The following is a 20,285-nucleotide window of genomic DNA, read 5'->3' on the forward strand; positions in this document are numbered from 1 at the left end:
GCTGTCGGCACAAGGGAGAGCTGGCGGCGAGCCCGCGACGAGCGGGTGCCGCCCCGCGGCCGGCTCCGGCACAGGACGTCGATCACTTCCTGGTGGTCCTGCCACCGGTCACCCGTTGTGGTGTCCGGTGGCAGGAGCTATGGTCCGGTCCGCGCTCACTGTGTGTCAGTTGACGGTGTAGCCGACCCAGCACCCAACGCGGCCGCCTAGATGTTGCCGCCTCTGTTGAGCCAGCACCGAACGGCTCCGCCGTTGTAGACGACGACGTAGTCAGCCTTTCCGTCGCCGCTGATGTCGCGGAACGCCGACTTCTCACCGGGGTATCCGGTCTCCTTGACGAAGTTCCGGTGCTCGGTGAACCCTCCGGCGCCCCGGCCGCCGTCGTTGATGTACGCGTGGACGGCACCGGTGGAGCCGACCATGAGGTAGTCGTCCTTGCCGTCGCCGTTGACATCCGCGAGGCGGAGCTTGTCCCGGGAGCCGTAGGAGACGCCGGGGGCCCAGTTCAGGATTTCCTCGAAGCGGTACCCGCTGTTCTGCGCCGGGAGGTTGAGGTAGGCGTGGACGGCCCCGTCGTCACCGACCCGGAGGTAGTCGTCGCGGCGATCGCCGTTGACATCGGCGAACCGGACGGATTCGCGTCGCACGCCGGCGGCTTTCGGATTGGTCGCCACGACCGCTCCGCTCCATGTGATCCGGCCGTCGCGCACCCCCTCGTTCACGTAGTGGATCAGAATTTCGGTGGAGCTCCCGGTCGGGCGGACCTCGACGATGTCGCTGCGTCCGTCGCCGGTGAGATCGGCGAAGCGGAGGCTCTCGGCCTGGTCGGAGTCCTGGACGGAGAAGTCGGTGTCCACATCCGCCCAGTGCGGCTTGCCGGGCTCGGCCCGGGTGTTCAGCCCGATGCGTAGACGGCCCGTGTCAGGAACGCGCACGTAGTCCTCGCGGCCGTCGCCGTCGAAGTCCGCGAGGTCGGTACGGCCCCGGGGAGACTGCATGCCGGGGGCGATCACGCCCAGCGAGTGCCACCCCTCACCCGCCGCACTCCCACCCTCACCCTCGCCCGTGTCCGGGCCGGTCGGGTCACATGCGCCCTCGGTCACCGGAACGGGTTCCTTGAGCCAACCCTGGCTCTCGACGAGCAGCGCGGCGGCGTGGAACGCCCTGGCCACCTTGAGGTAACCCTCGTCGTCGGGGTGCGAGCCGTCGACGTCCTCGGTGGTCAGCTCTCCCATGCTGACCAGTCTGACGTGTTTGCCCTGCTCGCGGCGCTCATCGACGATCCGGGGCAGCTCGGCGTTGTACCGGTCGATCTTGGCCTGCATCCCCGCTTTGGTGGAGGGGATCAGCGTGGCCACCAGGACGGTGGCCTCCGGGGCGTCGCGCAGGATCTGGTCGATGAGGGCCCCGAGCCGCTCCGGGGCACGGTCCAGCTGGTAGTTCTGGTTCATGTCGTTGGTCCCGGCCATCAGGGTGACCAGGTTGGGCCGGTGTTCCTTGATCGAGCAGTCCGCCACGTCGGCGATCTCGTCGATCCGGAAGCCCGGGTGGCCCTCGTGGTCGGCGTCGGCCATGCCTCCCGAGCGCCGGGAGCCGACCATGTCCACGTCCCGCTTCATAACCATGCCGGTGTCGTCGACGATGAAATTGTATTTGAGGTCGTCGTAGAGCCCGGCGCGGTATCCGTTGCCGTGGGAGCTGTTGATCCCGTGGCTGATGGAGTCGCCCAGCACCTCGACCCTCGTGGGCACGGGCGCCGAAGGATCGGACACAGGCTGGTCGGGGCCCACCTGCACGGCCCAGTGATCCGAGCCGCCGCGTGCCAGGCGGGACGGCAGACGGTCCACCCACTGGTCGGCGACGACATAGTCCAGCTCCCCGCTGCCGGCCTGCGTCGCCTGACGGGTGCGGTAGACCTGCGCCACCGGGAAGTGGGGGCGTCCCTGCAGGTCCTCCGGGGAGGCGTTGAAGTCACCTCCCACCGCCCACTCGTAGGATGTCCCGTCCTGGCTCGCCCAGAGTCCGACGGCATCGTCGATCGCGTCCAGCATGCGCGCGGAGTCGCCACCGCCGCCGGACAGACCATGGAACGTGAAGTACCAGTGCTGTCCGAAGCGCACGCCCAGGGCCCGGCGGCCGGCACTGATCGGGTTGTCGACCACCCGGACCTGGTCCGGAACCCCTCGGGTCATGATCGCGATGTTCACCCGGCCACCCGTGTTCGTCCCGCCGTTGGTGTCCGTCTGGAGGAAGTAGACCTCGTAGGGCCCCCCTCGTGCGTCTCGGTTTCCGGGTTCCAGGTGCTGTTCTCGTAGGTGTCCCCGTCGGCCGTCGTATGAGTGATCGACCTGACCCGCTCGTTGTTGTCGTCGAGCATGCTGGACGGCGGGCCAGCACCTGCTTCCTGCAGCAGCAGCACAGACGTCTGTCGCATGTACTGCCGAGCCTGTTCCCACTTGGCTCCGGGCTGACCGGCCAGGCTCTCGCCCTGCATGTTCCAGGTGATGACCGTCCTGCGGTCCAGGCCGTCGGCACGCGCGGACTGCGGCGTGAACACGACTGCGACTATCGACGTGGTCAGCGCGACCATCGCAAGGGCCACGGTAAGCGGTATTCGCAACGGGCTGTGGCATAAGAATCCATATCTCACGGCAAGCATGACGGTCACGAGGACACCGTGGTTGCCTGAAGCCGTCGCGGCAGTGGCTATGGCGGCGAGAGCCTGGTTCGAGAGGCACCCTGCCGCAGGCACACGGCGGTCCGCTGAGATGCTCGACAAATGCTCCGCAGGGAGCGTGGGATCCTGACGGCCCGGCAGTGGCCGCTGCATCGTCGGCGGCCCGGCCCGGCCCGGCTGCGGGAAAGTACACCTGCAGTGGGACACGCCCCGCGGCCTGGACGATGAGGGCACCGGACGAAGAACCCGGTGTATGTCGCAGAGATCCGCAACAACAGCGCGGACGTGATGATGCATCTCGGCTGTCCTTGTGCCTGAGGCCAACAAAAGGAGACCCGCGCCGGCCACCGACAGTGCGGGCACGGGGGGCCGTTACCCGTGGTCTCCGAGGGAACGAGGCCGTCATGTCCGTGCCGCGCCGTGAGCGCAGCAGCACCCGCCCGCCCGCGTATACGGCGAGTTGGGCGCGGTAGCCGTCCCACTTCGGTTATGCGCTGTCGAGCTGTCCGCGGGATATCGTCCGGCGCCATGTCGATCACTGGATGGCGGGTGAAGTGCACCCGCCATCCAGTGATCGACATGGCGGGCGCACTTCACCCGCCGAGCTGATGTGGCCGCGGGATGCGTGTGCCCGAGGTGCAGCCGTTCCTGATCAGGCCAGTCGGCATGTACGACGTCGAGTCGAACCGGTACTTCTCGGTGTGGCCGGCGTCGTCGCCGCGGAACACACAGGCCGCGCACCCCGGGATCTGCCTTCAGCGGGGCGGGGCGGACGTTCCCCGGACGACAAGACGGGGGGTGATGACTTGTTCCCCGGCGGGGATCTCCGCGCCCTCCAGGCGTGCGACGGCCCGGCCGACGGCGAGCCCGGCGAGGCGTGCGATGTCCTGTCCGACGGTGGTGAGGTCGATGTGGGCCAGGCGGGCCAGATGGCTGTCGTCGAACCCGACGACGGAGATGTCGCCGGGGACCGCGACGCCGGAGCGGAGGAAGAGGTCGAGTACGCCGGTCGCGCAGCGGTCGTTGAAGGCCAGTACGGCGGTGGGGCGCGGGCGGGTGGCCGACAGGGTTCGGGCGGCCTCGGCGCCTTCCTCCTCAGTGAGACCGCCGGGGAGAATGCGGATGTATTCGCCCAGGCCGTGGCGGTTCATGGCGGTGCGGTAGCCGCGGCGCCGGTCGGCTGCGCCCGGTGCCCGGCCGCCGTCGATGTGGGCGATGTCGCGGTGGCCCAGAGCGACGAGGTGGGCCACCGCCTGGCGGGCTCCCTCGTCGTCGGCGGTCCGTACGACCTCCAGGCCCGGGACGGACGGCCGCAGCCGGCGGGCCACGGAGACGACCGGCAGTTGCCCGGCGAGTTCCGCCAGCCGCGCGGCGGGGGCCTGCGGGCCGAGCAGGATCAGCGCCTCGCAGCGGTCGTCGAGCAGCGTCTCGACGGCGCGCTGCTCGCCGCGCCCGGCGGCCACTGCACTCAGCGCGATCTGGTACCCGGCCGGTTCGGCCGCCGCGTAGATGCCCTCCACCAGGTCGGAGTGGAACGGATGCTGGAGGCCGAACTGCACCCCGAGCAGATGGGAGCGGTGGCTGCGGAGCAGCCGGGCCCGGGCGTCGGGTCGGTAACCGATCTCCCGCGCGGCCTGAAGGACGCGCTCGCGGGTGGCCTCGCCGGCCCCCTTCGCGCCACGCATCACGATGGAGACCAGCGCCGTGGACACCCCTGCCCGTGACGCCACGTCGGCGAGCGTCGGTCGCTTTCCGTTGGGGACCGCTGGGGTCGCCGGCAACCTGTCCTCCCTGGTCGGGGTCGTCTCCTACGGAGTCGACTATAGAACGTTCTAGCTTTCACGGGCCACCGGAGCCTTGACAGGGGAGGGCGACAGCTGGCGTACTGCTGCTCCACGGAGTTCTAGAACGTTCTAGTTCCTTGAACGTTCTGGTCCGAAGTCGCGGAGAGAGGTACGTGGCGATGTACACACTGGCGGCCTGCGCCGAGATGGTCTTCCTGGATCTGCCGATCGACGAGCGGGCACGGCGCATCCATGACGCCGGTTTCCAGGTCGAGATCTGGGACTGGACCCGGCACGACCTTGCCGCTCTGGCCCGGACCCCGGCCGACTTCTCCTCCATGACCGGCTACATCCGCGGCAGTCTGACCGACGAGGAGGGCGCGGCCGAACTCCTGAGCACCGCCGAGGAGTCGCTCAAGGCGGCCGAGCAACTGGGCTGCCCTCGCCTGAACCTGCACGGCACCGGACTGGACGGCCAGGGCCTGCCGGTGGTGCCGGTGACCGGTGAGGTCACCGGAGAGATGTGGATCGCCGCCCACCGCACGCTCACCCGCCTCGCCGAGCTGGGCGAGAGCGCCGGGGTCGTCTTCACCCTGGAGAACCTCAACACCGCCGTCGACCACCCCGGGGTGCCGTTCGCGACAGCCGCCGACACCCTGGCCCTGGTCGCGGCCGTGGACCGGCCCGGGCTGCGGATGAATCTGGACCTCTACCACGCCCAGATCGGCGAGGGGAATCTGATCGAGCTGGTCCGCAGGGCCCATGCCCTGGGCCTGATCGGCGAGATCCAGGTGGCCGACGTCCCCGGCCGCCGCGAACCCGGAACCGGGGAGATCAACTACCCAGCCGTCGCCCGCGCCCTGGCGGGCCTCGGCTACGAGGGCACGGTCGCGCTGGAGGCGTGGGCCTCCAGCGACAGCGAGCTCGCTCTGGAGCGCTTCCGCTCCGCCTTCACCGTCTGACTGTCTCCACAGCCTGTACCCACCCCGACGACGACGTACGGAGCTCCCGCATGACCACCCAGCAGCCTCTCGCCGTCGGCCTCCTCGGCGCCGGACGGATGGGTTCGTTCCACGCCGAGACCCTCGCCCACCGCCTCCCGGGCGTCCGGCTCGTCGCCATCGCCGACCCCACCCCGGGCGCCGCGCGGAGCCTGGGCGACCGGCTCGGCTGCGCCACCGCCTACACCGACATCGGTGAACTGCTCGCCGACCCGCACATCGACGCGGTGGTGATCGCCACCCCGGCCCGTACCCACGCCGACCTGGTCGAGGCGGCCGCCAAGGCGGGCAAGGCGGTCTACTGCGAGAAGCCGATGGCGGTCACCCTCGCCGAGGCCGACCGCGCCATCGCGGCCGCCGCGGATGCGGGCGTGCCCCTCCAGGTGGGCTTCAACCGCCGCTACGACGCGGGCTTCAGGGCCGCCCACGAGAAGATCGCCGCCGGCGCCATCGGCACACCGCAGCTGTTGCGCTCGCTCACCCGCGACCCCGCTCTGGCCGACCCGGCCCGCATACCGCCGTGGACGATCTTCCTGGAGACCCTCATCCATGACTTCGACGTCCTGCGCCACCTCAATCCCGGTGCCGAACCCGTCGAGGTCTTCGCCATGGCGGACGCCCTGATCCGCCCCGACTTCAAGGACCGCGGCCTGCTCGACACCGCCGTCGTCACTGTCCGCTTCGACAACGGCGCCCTCGCCACCGCCGAGGCCAGCTTCCAGGCCGTCTACGGCTACGACGTACGCGCCGAGGTCCTCGGCTCGGCCGGGATGCTCACCATGGGCGACGTCCGCCGCACCCACCTGACCGCATACGGCCCGGACGGCGTCGCCGCCGAGTGCGTCACCTACGACCAGCACCTCTTCCACGACGCCTATGTGGCCGAACTCGCCGACTTCACCGACAGCGTCCGCACCGAGCGCACCCCCTCCGCCACCGGCGAGGACGCACGCGCTGCCCTGGCCATCGCCCTCGCCGCCGTCCAGTCCGTCACCACCGGCGGTCCCGTCCGCGTCGACAAGCTCCAAGACCTGTGAAACACGGGTCTTCGGCCGCAGCGCGGACCCCGGCGCCGTGCGACAAGTACGGGGTGGCGGCCAGGTCGGTCCAACATGCGACACCCCCGCTGCTCGAGTGCGGCGGGGGCGTCGGTGACTTGTAGACGTCTGAAGAGGGTGAGCCGACGGACAGGGCAAAGACGGAGGCGATCAGTCCACCGACCCCGACACCGACGAGTGCGGCGATCCGTGCGAGTGGGCCAGCCGCCCTTCATCGTCCTGACTTGGGCCATGGACAACGGGCAATGGCAAACCCTGTCCATAACTTCGGTGCCGCGGCCCACCCAGCGGGCAGGACAGGGCTGTCCACGGCCACTGTGAGCATCGGCTCGGGCAAGGACCACGTCATGCGGTGACGCCTTCCACGCGACCACCAGCAGCGACCCGCGCCCACCACCCGGCAGCCGGTCGACGCCGACATGGGCTAGGGGCACCCCCGGACGTTTGGATTTGTTCTGGCCGGAGGCCAGGCGCTGGGAGTCGGCATGAGCTGAACTCTCGCTTTGCCACCGGCTCCCGCCGACGAGTTCGGAACTCGCACGGGTCTCGTCGCTGTCCGCCTTCCTAAGGCGCGGACTCCGGTTCGCAGGGCTTGATCTCGCCCTTGACGGCGTAGAAGAGCTCGGTCGGCACCCCTGTGCCGTCCTTGCGGGTCATGTTCTCGATGCCCAGGGAATCGCCCGGACGCAGCGTGACCGTCCACTGGCGGGAGAGTCCCGCCGGGGCGACGACGTCGTCACCGTCCGGCGGCTCGTCGCCGATGTACCCCCGCTCCATCGGAGCTGACAGCAGCTCGCCGCGAGGTTGTGCGCAGCGCTCGCCGTACGGCAGGTCGTCGATGGTGACGTGGATGCCCTCGGCGCGCAGGCGTTCGGCCAGTCGGTGCTGGGCCTGAGAACCGATCCCGATCTTGACGAGGCTGAGCGTGACGCTGCCGTCGTCGTGTTGCTCCACCGCGTACGCCGGTGAGTCGGCCGGGGTGCCCGGCACGAGCACGGCCGCGAGTCCGGCCGCCGCGCAGGCCCCGGCGGCGAGGGCGAGCCGGCCGCCCGTGAACAGTCGGCGCCGTGCCGCGCCGGCGCGGGCGAGGCGGTCCTCCTCCTTACATTCGATCTCCTCCCGCTCCATCTCCCTCAACTCCGTCTCACGTCGCGCGATCTCCCCCCGCAGTTCGACCAGCAGTCGGTCCTCGAACGTCGTCCTCGTGGTCATGCCTTTCCCCCGGTTCCTTCCGTGACGTATGACAGGGATGCGCCGTGCGGGTCCGCGCCCGACGCATCGGCCTCCGGGCGCAGGGTCTTACGCGCCCGGTGCAGCCGTACGCGGGCGGTGACCTGGCGGATGCCGAGAGCGGAGGCCGCCTCGGTGACGGTGAGTTGATCAACCGCGATGAGTTCCATGACGGCCCGTTCGCCCTCCGGGAGTTGCTCCAGGGCGGCGAGCGCTCGGCGGCCGGGGCTCTCCGCATCGAGCTTGTCCTCAAGGCGGGCGATGTCGTCGGCCTCCAGCAACCGCCGCCCCGAGATGCGCTGGTGACGCTCGGTCTCGCGGGCCAGGCGGCGGCGTTCCGAGGAGACGACGTTGCGGGCGATGCCGTACAGCCAGGCCCGTTCGCTGCCCCGCGAGGGCCGGTAGGCGTGGGCGGAGTCCAGGACCGCGAGGAAGACCTCGGCCGTCAGGTCCGCGACGGTGTGGGCGTCGGCGACACGCCGGGCCACAAAAGATGTCACCGCGTCCACATGCCGCCGGTAGAACTCTTCGAAGAGCTGAGGGTCACGGGCCGCCTCCGCAGGCCCACCCCGTATCCGTTCCACGCGCTGTCCCCTCTCCTCCATGACGCTTCACCTGTACTTGGGCCGGAGCGTGAAAGGCGTTACAACTCCGACGGGAGGTCCGGCGGAGGGGAGCCTGTCATCGGCGGCGTCAACCGCGTCGACCAGGGCCCGCCGGCACGAACGGGATCAGGAGCGGATCAGCGCCGTACGGCGGGCGCGGGCCGCTCGCTCCCGCCGTCTGAAGAAGGACCTGGAGGCTTCCCAGCGCTAGCGCTACGCCGCCGTGAACCAGCCGGAGGTGCCTAGGCGGCTCCGCGCGCTGACCACCACGCAGGCCGAGGCCGAACTTGCCCAGGCTGCCGGCGCCGACCTCGCGCTGCCGGACCTCATCCCGCCCGCCGCGCCTCCGGCCGACTGGCGTACCCCGCCCTCTCGCCACCCGGACCATACCCGGCCGGTCTGACGGTGATCTCCCCGGCGTCCGGGACCTCGGCCGCGGCCAGCAGCCGCAGCAAGGTGGACTTGCCGGAGACGTTCTCGCCGATGACGGCGGCCTTCTCGCCGGGACGGACGGTGAAGCAGACCTGGTCGAGGACGGATCGGGTGCCGTAGGACTTGGTCAGGTCCTTGACGGACAGCTGCGCCACGGCAGCGGGCACGGCGGTACGGGCGCGTTCGCGCATGTGACTTCCCCTGGGAATGCGAAGGGTCTACGGGCGGCAGAAACGGCGGCGTCGGCCGTGCCCGGACTCAGAGGAAGGAGTAGGAAGTCATGCCCCCACCGTGCAAGACGAGGCGTCTCGTCTTCACTCGTTTATGGCGGAAAGTCCGCGGTCCCCGCCCGGCGCCAGCCATCGGCCACGGGAGGTGTGACCGTTCGGCGCGTTCTGGATACCGCTCATCGCATACGGTCGACGCGCCGCCTTCTCAACAGCCCCTGCCGTCCCTACCGTTCGGGATCATGAGTCCCCCCGTCGCACCCCCGGGATGGAGCCGGTGGCTGGTTCCCCCCGCCGCGCTCTCCGTACACCTCTCCATCGGCCAGGCCTACGCCTGGAGCGTGTTCAAGCCGCCGCTGGAGTCCGCACTCGGTCTCAGCGGCACGCAGAGCGCGCTGCCCTTCCAGCTCGGCATCGTCATGCTCGGTCTGTCGGCCGCGTTCGGCGGCACGCTCGTGGAGCGCAGAGGACCGCGCTGGGCGATGACCGTGGCCCTGGTCTGCTTCTCGTCCGGCTTCCTGCTCTCCGCGCTCGGCGCGGCCACCGAGCAGTACTGGCTGATCGTCTTCGGCTACGGCTTCGTCGGCGGTATCGGCCTCGGCATCGGCTACATCTCACCCGTCTCCACACTGATCAAGTGGTTCCCGGACCGGCCCGGCATGGCCACCGGCATCGCCATCATGGGCTTCGGCGGCGGCGCGCTGATCGCCTCGCCCTGGTCGGCGCAGATGCTGGAGTCGTTCGGGGGCGACAGCACCGGGATCGCGCTCGCGTTCCTGGTCCACGGGCTCTCGTACGCGGTCTTCATGACTCTGGGCGTGCTGCTGGTGCGGGTGCCGCGCACTCCCAAGCCGGCCGAGGGGACGCCGAACGCCCCCACCGGCCCGCAGGTGTCGGCGCGCACCGCCGTGCGCACCCCGCAGTTCTGGTGTCTGTGGGTCGTGCTCTGCATGAACGTGACGGCCGGCATCGGCATCCTGGAGAAGGCCGCGCCGATGATCACGGACTTCTTCGCGGACACCTCCACGCCGGTCTCCGTGTCGGCCGCCGCCGGCTTCGTCGCCCTGCTGTCGGCCGCCAACATGGCGGGACGGATCGGCTGGTCGTCCACCTCAGACCTGATCGGCCGCAAGAACATCTACCGCGTGTACCTCGGCGTGGGCGCGGTGATGTACGCGCTGATCGCCCTGTTCGGCGACTCCTCGAAGCCGCTCTTCATCCTGTGCGCGCTGGTGATCCTGTCCTTCTACGGCGGCGGCTTCGCGACCGTGCCCGCCTACCTGAAGGACCTCTTCGGCACCTACCAGGTCGGCGCGATCCACGGGCGGCTGCTCACCGCATGGTCCACGGCGGGTGTCCTCGGGCCGCTCATCGTGAACTGGATCGCCGACCGGCAGGAGGAGGCCGGCAGGCACGGCTCGGCGCTGTACGGCCTGTCCTTCGTCATCATGATCGGGCTGCTCGTCGTCGGCTTCGTCGCCAACGAACTCGTCCGGCCCGTCCACGTCCGTCACCACATCCCCGCCCCGAGGGAGGAGACCGCCGATGTCCACCGACAGCAGCCAGAGTCCGCCTAGCCGGCGAGGGCTGATCGCCTTCGCCTGGGTGTGGGTGGGCGCGCCGCTCGCCTACGGTCTGTACGAGCTGGTGCGCAAGGCGACCCAGCTGTTCACCGGGTGACTGTCCGTGCCAGGGCGTCCGAGGGGCTGATGGAAGCCGACAAGGTGGACGCCTGTTTCCTGTGACTTCACCTGACGTCGTACCCGCGAGTCACTGATCAGACTGGTGAATCCCGCTACCTGAAGCAACGAGGGGGATCCACCAGTGAACGGCTCGCGCATCGCCGCCATCGGCCATTACCAGCCCGCCAGGGTGCTCACCAACGAGGACCTGGCGGGCATGGTCGACACCAGCGACGAGTGGATCAGGTCCCGGGTGGGCATCCGCACCCGCCGGATCGCCGGGCCCGACGAGCCGGTCGACGAGCTGGCCGGGCACGCCGCCGCCAAGGCGCTCGCGGCGGCCGGCCTGACCCCTGCCGACATCGACCTGGTGCTGGTGGCCACCTCGACCGCGGTCGACCGCTCGCCCAACATGGCCGCCCGGGTCGCCGCCCGGCTGGGCATCCCCTCGCCGGCCGCGATGGACATCAACGTCGTGTGTGCCGGCTTCACCCACGCCCTGGCCACCGCCGACCACACCATCCGGGCCGGCGCCGCGACCCGTGCCCTGGTCATCGGCGCCGACAAGATGTCCGAGGTCGCCGACTGGACCGACCGCACGACCTGTGTGCTGGTCGGCGACGGAGCGGGGGCCGCCGTGGTCGAGGCCTCCCCGGAGGGCGCCGAGCCCGGCATCGGGCCGGTGTTGTGGGGTTCGGTGCCCGAGATGGGCAACGCGGTGCGGATCGAGGGCCAGCCGGCGCGGTTCGCGCAGGAGGGGCAGAGCGTCTACCGCTGGGCCACCACCCGGCTGCCGCCCCTCGCCAGGCAGGCCTGCGAGCGCGCGGGTCTCGCCCCCACGGACCTCGCCGCGGTCGTGCTGCACCAGGCGAACCTGCGGATCATCGAACCGCTCGCCGAGAAGCTGGGCGCCGTCAACGCCGTCATCGCGCGCGACGTCACCGAGTCCGGCAACACCTCGGCGGCGAGCATCCCGCTCGCGTTCTCCAAGCTGGTGGAGCAGGGCGCGATCTCCAGCGGCGACCCGGTGCTGCTCTTCGGCTTCGGCGGCAACCTGTCCTACGCAGGACAGGTCGTCCGCTGCCCCTGACACGCTCTCCCGCCCCGCGCGGGGCGACGGATGTGACAAGGCCGACTGCCCGTTCCTCTGGCACCTGTGCGCCGTAGACTGTAGACGAAAGACAATCGATACTGGGTGTCCGGTGACACCGGCTTTACGGCTGCTGTGCTCGGCCCGCCGAGGAGGGGGACCGCGATGTTGTCGACAGGACTGCCGCAGGGAGCAGTGCCCAAGCTCGAACGACCGGGGCCGCTGCGGGACCGCGTCTACGAGGCGCTGCTCGAACTCATCACCACCCGCGCCCTCCAGCCCGGCCAGCACCTCGTGGAGAGCGAACTCGCCGGGCATCTCGGGGTCTCCCGGCAGCCGGTGCGCGAGGCGCTGCAGCGGCTGAACACCGAGGGCTGGGTCGACCTGCGGCCCGCCCAGGGCGCGTTCGTGCACGAACCGACGGAGGAGGAGGCCGACCAACTCCTCACCGTACGCACCCTGTTGGAGGCCGAGGCCGCCAGGCTCGCCGCCGCGAACGCGGGCAGCGCGGGCATCGCCGCCCTGGAGGAGCTGTGCGCGCAGGGTGAGCAGGCCGTGGCGGCCGACGACGTGGACGGCGCCGTCGCGACGAACGCCCGCTTCCACGCCACGATCATGGAGCTCGCGGGCAACGCGGTCCTCGCCGAACTCGCCGCACAGGTCGACCGCCGGGTGCGCTGGTACTACACGCCGATCGCCCGGCAGCGCGGCAGGCAGTCCTGGATCGAGCACCGGGACCTGATCGCCGCCATCTCCGGCCGCGACCAGCAGCGTGCCACCGAGCTCATGCGTGAGCACACCGAGCACACCCGCCGCTCGTACCACGCACGCCAGCGGTCGTAGCCGGCGCGCACTCCGCCGGGCGGTGGTCCGTCGGTCCGGCCCGCGCGGCTGAGCGCCCGTGCCGGACCTGCGGCCTCGCCGGCCCTCGGGCGAGTCCGGTACCCGCGTTCCCCGTGGCATCCGTCACCACAGGCACACGCCCCCCTCCTGGCCCGGGCCGGATCGGCCCACCCGTGCCCATCCTGCGCGCCGGACAAGGGGGACACCAGGGCCCGGCCGTCTTTGTCCTGTGAGTGGAGAAAGTTGGGGGCAATCTCTGCACGGCTTCTTCCCAGCTTCGGCAGCCGCTGCTACGTTCCCCTCGAAAGCCCGGCAACAGGTGGCCGATTGAGGCGGGGAGGGGCTCGTGAGACGGATGACGGCTCGACCCGCGAACGCCCACCAGGCCCGTCTGCTCAAGCTGCTGCGGGACGGCGGCCCCAACTCCCGTGCACAGCTGGGGGACCAGGTCGACCTGTCACGCTCCAAGCTCGCCGTGGAGGTCGACCGCCTGCTGGAGACCGGCCTGGTCGTGGCCGACGGACTGGCCGCCTCACGCGGTGGCCGCCGCTCCCACAACATCAGGCTCGCCCCCGCGCTGCGGTTCCTCGGCGTCGACATCGGCGCGACCTCGGTCGACGTCGCCGTCACCAACGCCGAACTGGAGATCCTCGGCCACCTCAACCAGCCCATGGACGTACGCGAGGGCCCGGTCGCGGTCTTCGAGCAAGTCCTTTCCATGGCCGCTAAGTTGCGGGCCTCGGGGCTCGCGGAGGGGTACGACGGCGCCGGCATCGGCGTACCGGGTCCCGTCCGCTTCCCCGAGGGTGTGCCGGTCGCTCCGCCGATCATGCCGGGCTGGGACGGCTTCCCCGTGCGGGAGGCGCTCAGCCAGGAACTCGGCTGCCCGGTCATGGTCGACAACGACGTGAACCTGATGGCGATGGGGGAGATGCACGCGGGCGTCGCACGCTCCGTGGGCGACTTCCTCTGCGTCAAGATCGGCACCGGCATCGGCTGCGGCATCGTCGCCGCCGGTGACGTCCACCGCGGGGTCACGGGCAGCGCGGGCGACATCGGGCACATCCAGGCCGTGCCCGACGGACGACCCTGCGCCTGCGGCAACCGGGGCTGCCTGGAAGCCCACTTCAGCGGGGCGGCCCTCGCCCGGGACGCCACGGACGCGGCCCAGCAGGGCCGCTCGGAGGAACTCGCGGCCCGCCTGGCGGCGAACGGCGGCCTCACCGCCGTCGACGTCGCCGCCGCGGCCGCCGCGGGTGACGCCACCGCCCTCGCTCTCATCCGCGAAGGCGGCGACCGGGTCGGCCAGGTCATCGCCGGCCTGGTCAGCTTCTTCAACCCCGGCCTCGTGGTGATCGGCGGCGGGGTGACCGGCCTCGGCCACACCCTGCTCGCCACCATCCGCACCCAGGTCTACCGCCAGTCACTGCCCCTGGCGACCGGCAACCTGCCCATTGTCCTAGGGGAGTTGGGTCCCACCGCCGGAGTCATCGGCGCGGCCCGCCTCATCAGCGACCACCTGTTCTCACCCGCGTAAGCACCCTTCACGTACCGCGCACGCCAGTACCCACCGTTGTCCTGTCCTGCCCTGCCCTGCCCTGATTTCGGCCCGTACGCCTGCCAGGGGGACCCGCACATGGCACCACAACCACCGCTGCTCAGCATGTCCGGCATCACCAAGTCGTTTCCCGGAGTCCGGGCCCTCGACGGCGTCGACCTGGAGGTCCAGGCCGGTGAGGTGCACTGTCTCCTCGGCCAGAACGGGGCCGGGAAGTCCACCCTCATCAAGGTCCTGGCCGGCGCGCACCAACCCGACACCGGCGCCATCCGCTGGCGCGGCGAGGACGTCACCCTCCGCTCGCCGATCGCCGCGATGCGCCTGGGCATCGCCACCATCTACCAGGAACTCGACCTGGTGGAACACCTGTCCGTGGCGGAGAACGTCCACCTCGGACACGAACCCACGGCGGCCGGTTTCGTCGTACGGGGCCGGGCGGCGCGCGCCTCGACGGCCGCGCTGCTCAAGCGGCTCGGGCATCCCGAGATCGAACCCGCCCGGCTGGTCGGGGAGTTGTCGGCCGCCCAGCAGCAGATCGTGTCCATGGCGCGAGCGCTCTCGCACGACGTACGGCTCATCGTGATGGACGAGCCCTCCGCCGCCCTCGACCCGGACGAGGTCGACAACCTGTTCCGGATCGTCGGCGACCTCACCGCCGAGGGTGTCGCCGTCGTCTACATCTCCCACCGGCTGGAGGAGATCCGGCGCATCGGCGACCGGGTGACCGTGCTCAAGGACGGACGGGCCGTCGCGGTGGGACTGCCCGCCAAGTCGACACCCACCCGCGAGGTCGTGGCCCTGATGACGGGCCGCAACGTCGAGTACGTCTTCCCCGACCGGCCCGCCTCGGCACCCGGGGGCACACCCGTCCTGGAGGTCGAAGGGCTGGCGCGGGAGGGCGAGTTCGAGGCCCTCGACCTCCGGGTGCGCCCCGGGGAGATCGTAGGCCTCGCCGGCCTCGTCGGGTCGGGCCGCTCCGAGATCCTGGAGACGATCTACGGTGCCCGCAAGCCCACTGCCGGCCAGGTCCGCGTCGACGGACACGCGCTGCGACCCGGCAGCGTCCGTGCCGCCGTGCGCGCCGGACTCGGGCTCGCCCCCGAGGAACGCAAGGCGCAGGCCCTGCTGATGCTGGAGTCCGTCACCCGCAACGTGTCGGTCTCCTCCATGTCCCGCTTCTCGCGCGCAGGCTGGATCGACCGCGGCGCCGAACGCGGGGCCGCGCGGTCCGCGACCCGCGAGCTGTCCCTGCGCCCCGACAACCCGGACGTGCCGGTGCGCACCCTGTCCGGCGGCAACCAGCAGAAGGCCGTCCTGGCCCGCTGGCTGCTGCGCGGCTGCCGGGTCCTGCTGCTCGACGAACCGACCCGCGGCGTCGACGTGGGCGCCCGCGCCGAGCTGTACGCGGTGGTGCGCCGGCTCGCGGACGAGGGCCTCGCCGTGCTGCTGGTCTCCAGCGAGGTCCCCGAGGTGCTCGGCCTCGCCGACCGTGTCCTGGTTCTGCGCGAGGGCCGCGTCGTCCACACGGCGCCCGCCCGCGATCTCGACGAACACCGCGTACTCGACCTCGTCATGGAAGGAAGCCCGGCGTCATGACGCAGCCCGTCTCCCCGCCCAGGGACAGCGCCGACAAGGTGCCCTCGACGAACGAGGCCCCCGCCTGGCGGTCCCTCGTGTTCCGCGCCGACGTGCGCACCCTGTCCCTCCTCGGCGTGCTCGCCGCACTGATCGTCATCGGCGGCATCACCAAACCGGACGAGTTCCTCGACACCCGCAACCTGCAACTCGTCCTCACCCAGGCGTCGGTGATCGGTGTCGTCACGGTCGGGATGACCTTCGTCATCACCTCCGGCGGCATCGACCTGTCGGTCGGCGCGATCGTCGCCCTCGCCTCGGTGTGGGCGACCACCGTCGCCACCCAGGAGTACGGCTTCGCGGGCATCCTCTTCACCGCGGTGCTCGTCGGCGTCGGCTGCGGCCTGGTCAACGGGCTGCTCATCGCGTACGGCGGGATGGTTCCCTTCATCGCCACACTCGCCATGCTGGCCTCGGCGCGTGGCCTGGCCCTCCAGATCACCGACGGCCGTACCCAGATCGTCAGCGTCGACGGCATCCTCGACCTCGGTGAGCGCGACTCCTACGTGCTGGGCGTCCCGCCGCTGGTCATGGTGTTCGCGGTCGTGACGATCATCGGCTGGCTCGTGCTGAACCGGACCACCTTCGGACGCCGCACGGTGGCCGTCGGCGGCAACGCGGAGGCGGCCCGGCTGGCCGGTATCGACGTGCGCCGGCAGCGGCTGTACCTCTACCTGCTGTCCGGGCTGTGCTGCGGCATCGCGGCCTTCCTGCTGATCATCCTGTCCGGCTCCGGCCAGAACACCAACGGCAACCTCTACGAACTCGACGCCATCGCCGCCGCGATCATCGGCGGCACCCTGCTCAGCGGGGGCCGCGGCACCATCACCGGCTCCGTGCTCGGCGTCCTGATCTTCACCACGATCACCAACATCTTCGCCCTGAACAACCTGCAGAGCGACGTCCAGCAGATCGCCAAGGGCGCGATCATCGTCGCCGCCGTGCTGGTCCAGCGCCGTACCGCGAGCACGACCTGAGGAAAGGGTTCACCGCCATGCCAGAGCCGACCTACCCCAGCCCCTTCACCAGCCGCAGAGGACTGCTCCTCGGGACCGCCGCCGTCTCGGCCGGCACCCTGCTGGCGGGTTGCACCAGCAACGACTCCAGTGACGACGAGCCGGCCGCGAACGACCAGCCGGCCGCCGAGGACAAGCCCGGCAAGCAGGTCACCATCGGCTTCGCGGGCCCGCAGGCCGACCACGGCTGGCTCAACGCCATCAACGACAACGCCAAGAACCGCGCCAAGAAGTACTCGGACGTCACCCTGGAGATCACCGAGGGCTCCAACGACACCGCCCAGCAGATCGGCCAGATCGAGACCCTCATCAACAAGAAGGTCGACGTCCTGGTCGTGCTGCCCGCCGACGGCAAGGCCCTCACCCAGGTCGGCCTCAAGGCGATGCGCGCGGGCATACCGGTCGTCAACCTGGACCGGATCTTCAACACCCCCCAGGCGTACCGCTGCTGGATCGGTGGCGACAACTACGGCATGGGCCTCAACGCCGGCCACTACATCGGCGAGAAGCTCAAGGGGAAGTCCGGCGCCCGCGTCATCGAACTGGCCGGCCTGGACAACCTGGAGCTCACCAAGCAGCGCACCCAGGGCTTCGACGACGCGCTCAAGAACTACCCCAACATCCGCAAGGTGGCCCGTCAGGCCGCCGAGTTCACGGTCGAGTCGGGGCAGGCCAAGATGGCCCAGCTGCTGCAGGCCCAGTCGAAGTTCGACGCGCTGTGGAACCACGACGACGACCAGGGCGTGGGCGCGCTGCGCGCCATCGAGCAGGCCGGACGCGACGACTTCCTGATGGTCGGCGGCGCGGGCGCGCTGTCCGCGTTCCAGGCCATCAAGCGGGACGACGGCGTCCTGAAGGCGACCGTCCTCTACCCGCCGACCATGGCCGCCTCCGCGATCGACCTCGCCCGCGCCCTCGGCCAGGCCAAGGGCGTGAGCGGCCTCGCCGAGTACGAGATCCCGGCCTCGCTCACGCTCTACTCGGCCGTCGTGGACAAGGAGAACATCGACCAGTACATGTCCACCGGCTTCAAGTGAGGCGTCCCGCCCCAGGGCCCGCGACGCCCGGCCGGCCCGAAGGACAGGTCCCGGGGGCCCGGTTCGTCGACGGGCCGGGCTGCACCCCCCACCGCGCCACCACGACGAGGAGGACATCGCGTATGGCACAGCCGCAGCAGTCAGAAGGGGTGGAGGCGACCTCGGCAAGGGCCGCCTCCGAGAAGCCATCCCTGCGTGTCGGCATGGTCGGGTACGCCTTCATGGGCGCCGCCCACTCCCAGGGCTGGCGCACCGCGGGCCGCGTCTTCGACCTGCCGAGCACCCCGGTCATGGCCGCGATCTGCGGGCGGGACGCGAGCGCCGTCCGCGCGGCGGCCGACCGGCACGGCTGGGAGTCCACCGAGACCGACTGGCGTGCTCTGATCGCGCGGGACGACATCGACCTCGTCGACATCTGCACACCGGGCGACAGCCACGCGGAGATCGCCCTCGCCGCGCTGGCCGCGGGCAAGCACGTGCTGTGCGAGAAGCCCCTCGCGAACACCGTCGAGGAGGCCGAGAACATGGCGCGGGCCGCGGAAGCGGCCTACGAGCGAGGCCAGTTGGCCATGGTCGGGTTCAACTACCGCCGGGTCCCCGCGACCGCCCTGGCCCGGTCGATGGTGGCCGCCGGCCGCCTCGGCGCCCTGCGACACGTGCGGGTGACGTACCTTCAGGACTGGCTGGTGGACCCCGAGTTCCCGCTGACCTGGCGGCTGCGCAGGGAACTGGCCGGGTCGGGCTCGCTCGGTGACCTCGGCGCGCACATCGTCGACCTCGCGCAGTACCTCGCGGGGGAGCCGCTGGCCGGAGTGTCCGCGCTCACCGAGACCTTCGTGCGGGAGCGTCCGCTGCCCGGCGGCCCCAGCAGCGGACTCTCGGCGGTCTCCGCCGGCGGCACCGGACAGGTCACCGTGGACGACGCCGCCCTGTTCACCGGCCGCTTCACCTCCGGCGCGCTCGCCTCCTTCGAGGCCACCCGGTACGCCACCGGCCGCAAGAACGCCCTGCGCATCGAACTCAACGGCGAACGCGGCTCGCTCGCCTTCGACCTGGAACGCCTCAACGAACTCGCCTACCACGACGGCACGGAGGCCGCGGCGCACGCCGGGTTCCGGCGCATCCTCGTCACCGAACCAGAGCACCCCTACCTGGACGCCTGGTGGCCGCCGGGCCACGGCCTCGGCTACGAGCACACCTTCGTCCACCAGGCCCGCGACCTGGTCCACGCGATCGCCGAGGGCCGCCGTCCCGACCCCTCCTTCGCCGACGGGCTCCAGGTGCAGCGTGTCCTGGCGGCGGTGGAGGAGAGCGCCGAGAAGAACTCCCTCTACACACCCATAGCGGCCTGAGGAGGCCCCGCGACATGCCGCGTACCTTCACGCTCTTCACCGGCCAGTGGGCCGACCTGCCCCTCGAAGAGGTCTGCCGCCTCGCCCGCGACTTCGGCTACGACGGCCTCGAACTCGCCTGCTGGGGAGACCACTTCGAGGTCGACAAGGCACTCGCCGACCCGTCCTACCTCGCCTCGCGCCACCAGCTCCTCGACAAGTACGGCCTCAAGTGCTGGGCCATCTCCAACCACCTCGTCGGCCAGGCGGTGTGCGACGCCATCATCGACGAACGCCACCAGGCGATCCTCCCCGGCCGGATCTGGGGCGACGGCGCAGCGGAGGGCGTACGGCAGCGGGCCGCGGCCGAGATCGCCGACACCGCACGTGCCGCGGCCGCCTTCGGCGTCGACACCGTCATCGGTTTCACCGGCTCCGCGATCTGGCACCTGGTCGCGATGTTCCCGCCCGCGCCGGAATCGATGATCGAGCGTGGCTACGAGGACTTCGCCGAGCGCTGGAACCCGATCCTGGACGTCTTCGACGCGCAGGGCGTGCGCTTCGCGCACGAGGTCCACCCCAGCGAGATCGCCTACGACTACTGGACGACCCGGCGCGCCCTGGAGGCGGTCGGCCACCGGCCCGCCTTCGGCCTCAACTTCGACCCCTCGCACTTCGTGTGGCAGGACCTCGACCCCGTCGGGTTCCTGTGGGACTTCCGCGACCGGATCTACCACGTCGACTGCAAAGAGGCCCGCAAGCGCCTCGACGGCCGCAACGGCCGTCTCGGCTCCCACCTGCCGTGGGGCGACCCGCGCCGGGGCTGGGACTTCGTGTCCGCGGGCCACGGTGACGTCCCCTGGGAGGACGTCTTCCGGATGCTGCGCTCCATCGACTACCGGGGCCCGATCTCCGTGGAGTGGGAGGACGCCGGCATGGACCGGCTCCAGGGCGCCCCCGAAGCGCTGACCCGCCTCAAGGCGTACGACTTCGAACCGCCGTCGGCCTCGTTCGACGCGGCGTTCGGCGGCAACGACTAGGCCCCCCACCGTGAGTTCCGGGATGACGGCGCATCCCGG

Annotated in this window: 17 protein-coding genes and 1 pseudogene; 12 read left to right on the top strand and 6 right to left on the bottom strand. The window is 70.8% G+C overall.

The genetic code is table 11. The features are described from left to right. Positions 1–206: 206 nt before the first annotated feature. The 3 genes from AQJ84_RS03030 to AQJ84_RS03040 form a co-directional block, all read right to left on the bottom strand. Positions 207–2,192 (bottom strand): FG-GAP-like repeat-containing protein, encoded by a 1,986-nt coding sequence (locus tag AQJ84_RS03030; RefSeq protein WP_159042780.1) that lies wholly within the window; start codon positions 2,190–2,192, stop codon positions 207–209. Positions 2,193–2,203: 11 nt separating this feature from the next. After that, positions 2,204–2,557, bottom strand: coding sequence for an exonuclease/endonuclease/phosphatase family protein (locus tag AQJ84_RS42860; RefSeq protein WP_159042781.1), 354 nt, complete (start codon positions 2,555–2,557; stop codon positions 2,204–2,206). Between the two features lie 875 nt (positions 2,558–3,432). Further along, positions 3,433–4,458 (bottom strand): LacI family DNA-binding transcriptional regulator, encoded by a 1,026-nt coding sequence (locus AQJ84_RS03040; protein WP_053190259.1) that lies wholly within the window; start codon positions 4,456–4,458, stop codon positions 3,433–3,435. Positions 4,459–4,640: 182 nt separating this feature from the next. Here AQJ84_RS03040 and AQJ84_RS03045 point away from each other — a divergent pair, with 182 nt between their 5' ends. Together AQJ84_RS03045 and AQJ84_RS03050 are read left to right on the top strand one after the other, a co-directional pair. Further along, positions 4,641–5,423: a TIM barrel protein gene (locus AQJ84_RS03045; RefSeq protein WP_030039685.1), complete on the top strand. Its 783-nt coding sequence runs from the start codon at positions 4,641–4,643 to the stop codon at positions 5,421–5,423. Between the two features lie 50 nt (positions 5,424–5,473). Beyond that, entirely contained in the window at positions 5,474–6,499 is a 1,026-nt protein-coding gene (locus AQJ84_RS03050; protein WP_030039684.1) for a Gfo/Idh/MocA family oxidoreductase, read from the top strand. 585 nt (positions 6,500–7,084) lie between these two features. Here the strand turns inward: AQJ84_RS03050 and AQJ84_RS03055 are convergent. The 3 genes and pseudogenes from AQJ84_RS03055 to AQJ84_RS03065 all read right to left on the bottom strand — a co-directional run. After that, positions 7,085–7,732: a hypothetical protein gene (locus AQJ84_RS03055; RefSeq protein ID WP_030039683.1), complete on the bottom strand. Its 648-nt coding sequence runs from the start codon at positions 7,730–7,732 to the stop codon at positions 7,085–7,087. Beyond that, positions 7,729–8,355 (bottom strand): RNA polymerase sigma factor, encoded by a 627-nt coding sequence (locus AQJ84_RS03060; RefSeq protein WP_030039682.1) that lies wholly within the window; start codon positions 8,353–8,355, stop codon positions 7,729–7,731. Before AQJ84_RS03060 ends, AQJ84_RS03055 begins: the two co-directional genes overlap by 4 nt. 383 nt (positions 8,356–8,738) lie before the next feature. After that, a pseudogene (locus AQJ84_RS03065) lies at positions 8,739–8,978 on the bottom strand (ATP-binding cassette domain-containing protein); the annotation flags it as partial. 278 nt (positions 8,979–9,256) lie between these two features. Between AQJ84_RS03065 and AQJ84_RS03070 the strand changes: the two are divergent. The 10 genes from AQJ84_RS03070 (at position 9,257) to AQJ84_RS03110 (ending at position 20,246) form a co-directional block, all read left to right on the top strand. Next, positions 9,257–10,591, top strand: a complete 1,335-nt coding sequence (locus tag AQJ84_RS03070; protein WP_030039680.1) for an OFA family MFS transporter — start codon at positions 9,257–9,259, stop codon at positions 10,589–10,591. After that, on the top strand, positions 10,560–10,694 hold the full coding sequence (locus AQJ84_RS44665) for an MFS transporter small subunit (RefSeq protein ID WP_259294270.1): 135 nt from the start codon (positions 10,560–10,562) through the stop codon (positions 10,692–10,694). The genes AQJ84_RS03070 and AQJ84_RS44665 overlap by 32 nt, the downstream gene beginning before the upstream one ends. 144 nt (positions 10,695–10,838) lie before the next feature. After that, complete coding sequence (locus AQJ84_RS03075; RefSeq protein ID WP_030039679.1) at positions 10,839–11,786, top strand: beta-ketoacyl-ACP synthase III; 948 nt, start codon at positions 10,839–10,841, stop codon at positions 11,784–11,786. Between the two features lie 165 nt (positions 11,787–11,951). Further along, positions 11,952–12,629, top strand: coding sequence for a GntR family transcriptional regulator (locus AQJ84_RS03080; protein ID WP_030039678.1), 678 nt, complete (start codon positions 11,952–11,954; stop codon positions 12,627–12,629). A gap of 355 nt (positions 12,630–12,984) precedes the next feature. Continuing rightward, positions 12,985–14,166, top strand: a complete 1,182-nt coding sequence (locus AQJ84_RS03085) for an ROK family transcriptional regulator (RefSeq protein ID WP_053190258.1) — start codon at positions 12,985–12,987, stop codon at positions 14,164–14,166. A gap of 99 nt (positions 14,167–14,265) precedes the next feature. Continuing rightward, on the top strand, positions 14,266–15,783 hold the full coding sequence (locus AQJ84_RS03090) for a sugar ABC transporter ATP-binding protein (protein ID WP_030039675.1): 1,518 nt from the start codon (positions 14,266–14,268) through the stop codon (positions 15,781–15,783). Further along, positions 15,780–16,799: an ABC transporter permease gene (locus AQJ84_RS03095; protein WP_030039674.1), complete on the top strand. Its 1,020-nt coding sequence runs from the start codon at positions 15,780–15,782 to the stop codon at positions 16,797–16,799. The genes AQJ84_RS03090 and AQJ84_RS03095 overlap by 4 nt, the downstream gene beginning before the upstream one ends. A gap of 17 nt (positions 16,800–16,816) precedes the next feature. Beyond that, positions 16,817–17,875, top strand: coding sequence for a substrate-binding domain-containing protein (locus AQJ84_RS03100; RefSeq protein ID WP_030039673.1), 1,059 nt, complete (start codon positions 16,817–16,819; stop codon positions 17,873–17,875). A 122-nt stretch (positions 17,876–17,997) separates the two neighbouring features. Beyond that, positions 17,998–19,227 (top strand): Gfo/Idh/MocA family protein, encoded by a 1,230-nt coding sequence (locus AQJ84_RS03105; protein WP_030039672.1) that lies wholly within the window; start codon positions 17,998–18,000, stop codon positions 19,225–19,227. A gap of 14 nt (positions 19,228–19,241) precedes the next feature. Continuing rightward, positions 19,242–20,246 (top strand): sugar phosphate isomerase/epimerase family protein, encoded by a 1,005-nt coding sequence (locus AQJ84_RS03110; RefSeq protein WP_030039671.1) that lies wholly within the window; start codon positions 19,242–19,244, stop codon positions 20,244–20,246. Positions 20,247–20,285 lie beyond the last annotated feature (39 nt).

This window comes from Streptomyces resistomycificus (assembly GCF_001514265.1).
GTDB lineage: Bacteria > Actinomycetota > Actinomycetes > Streptomycetales > Streptomycetaceae > Streptomyces > Streptomyces resistomycificus.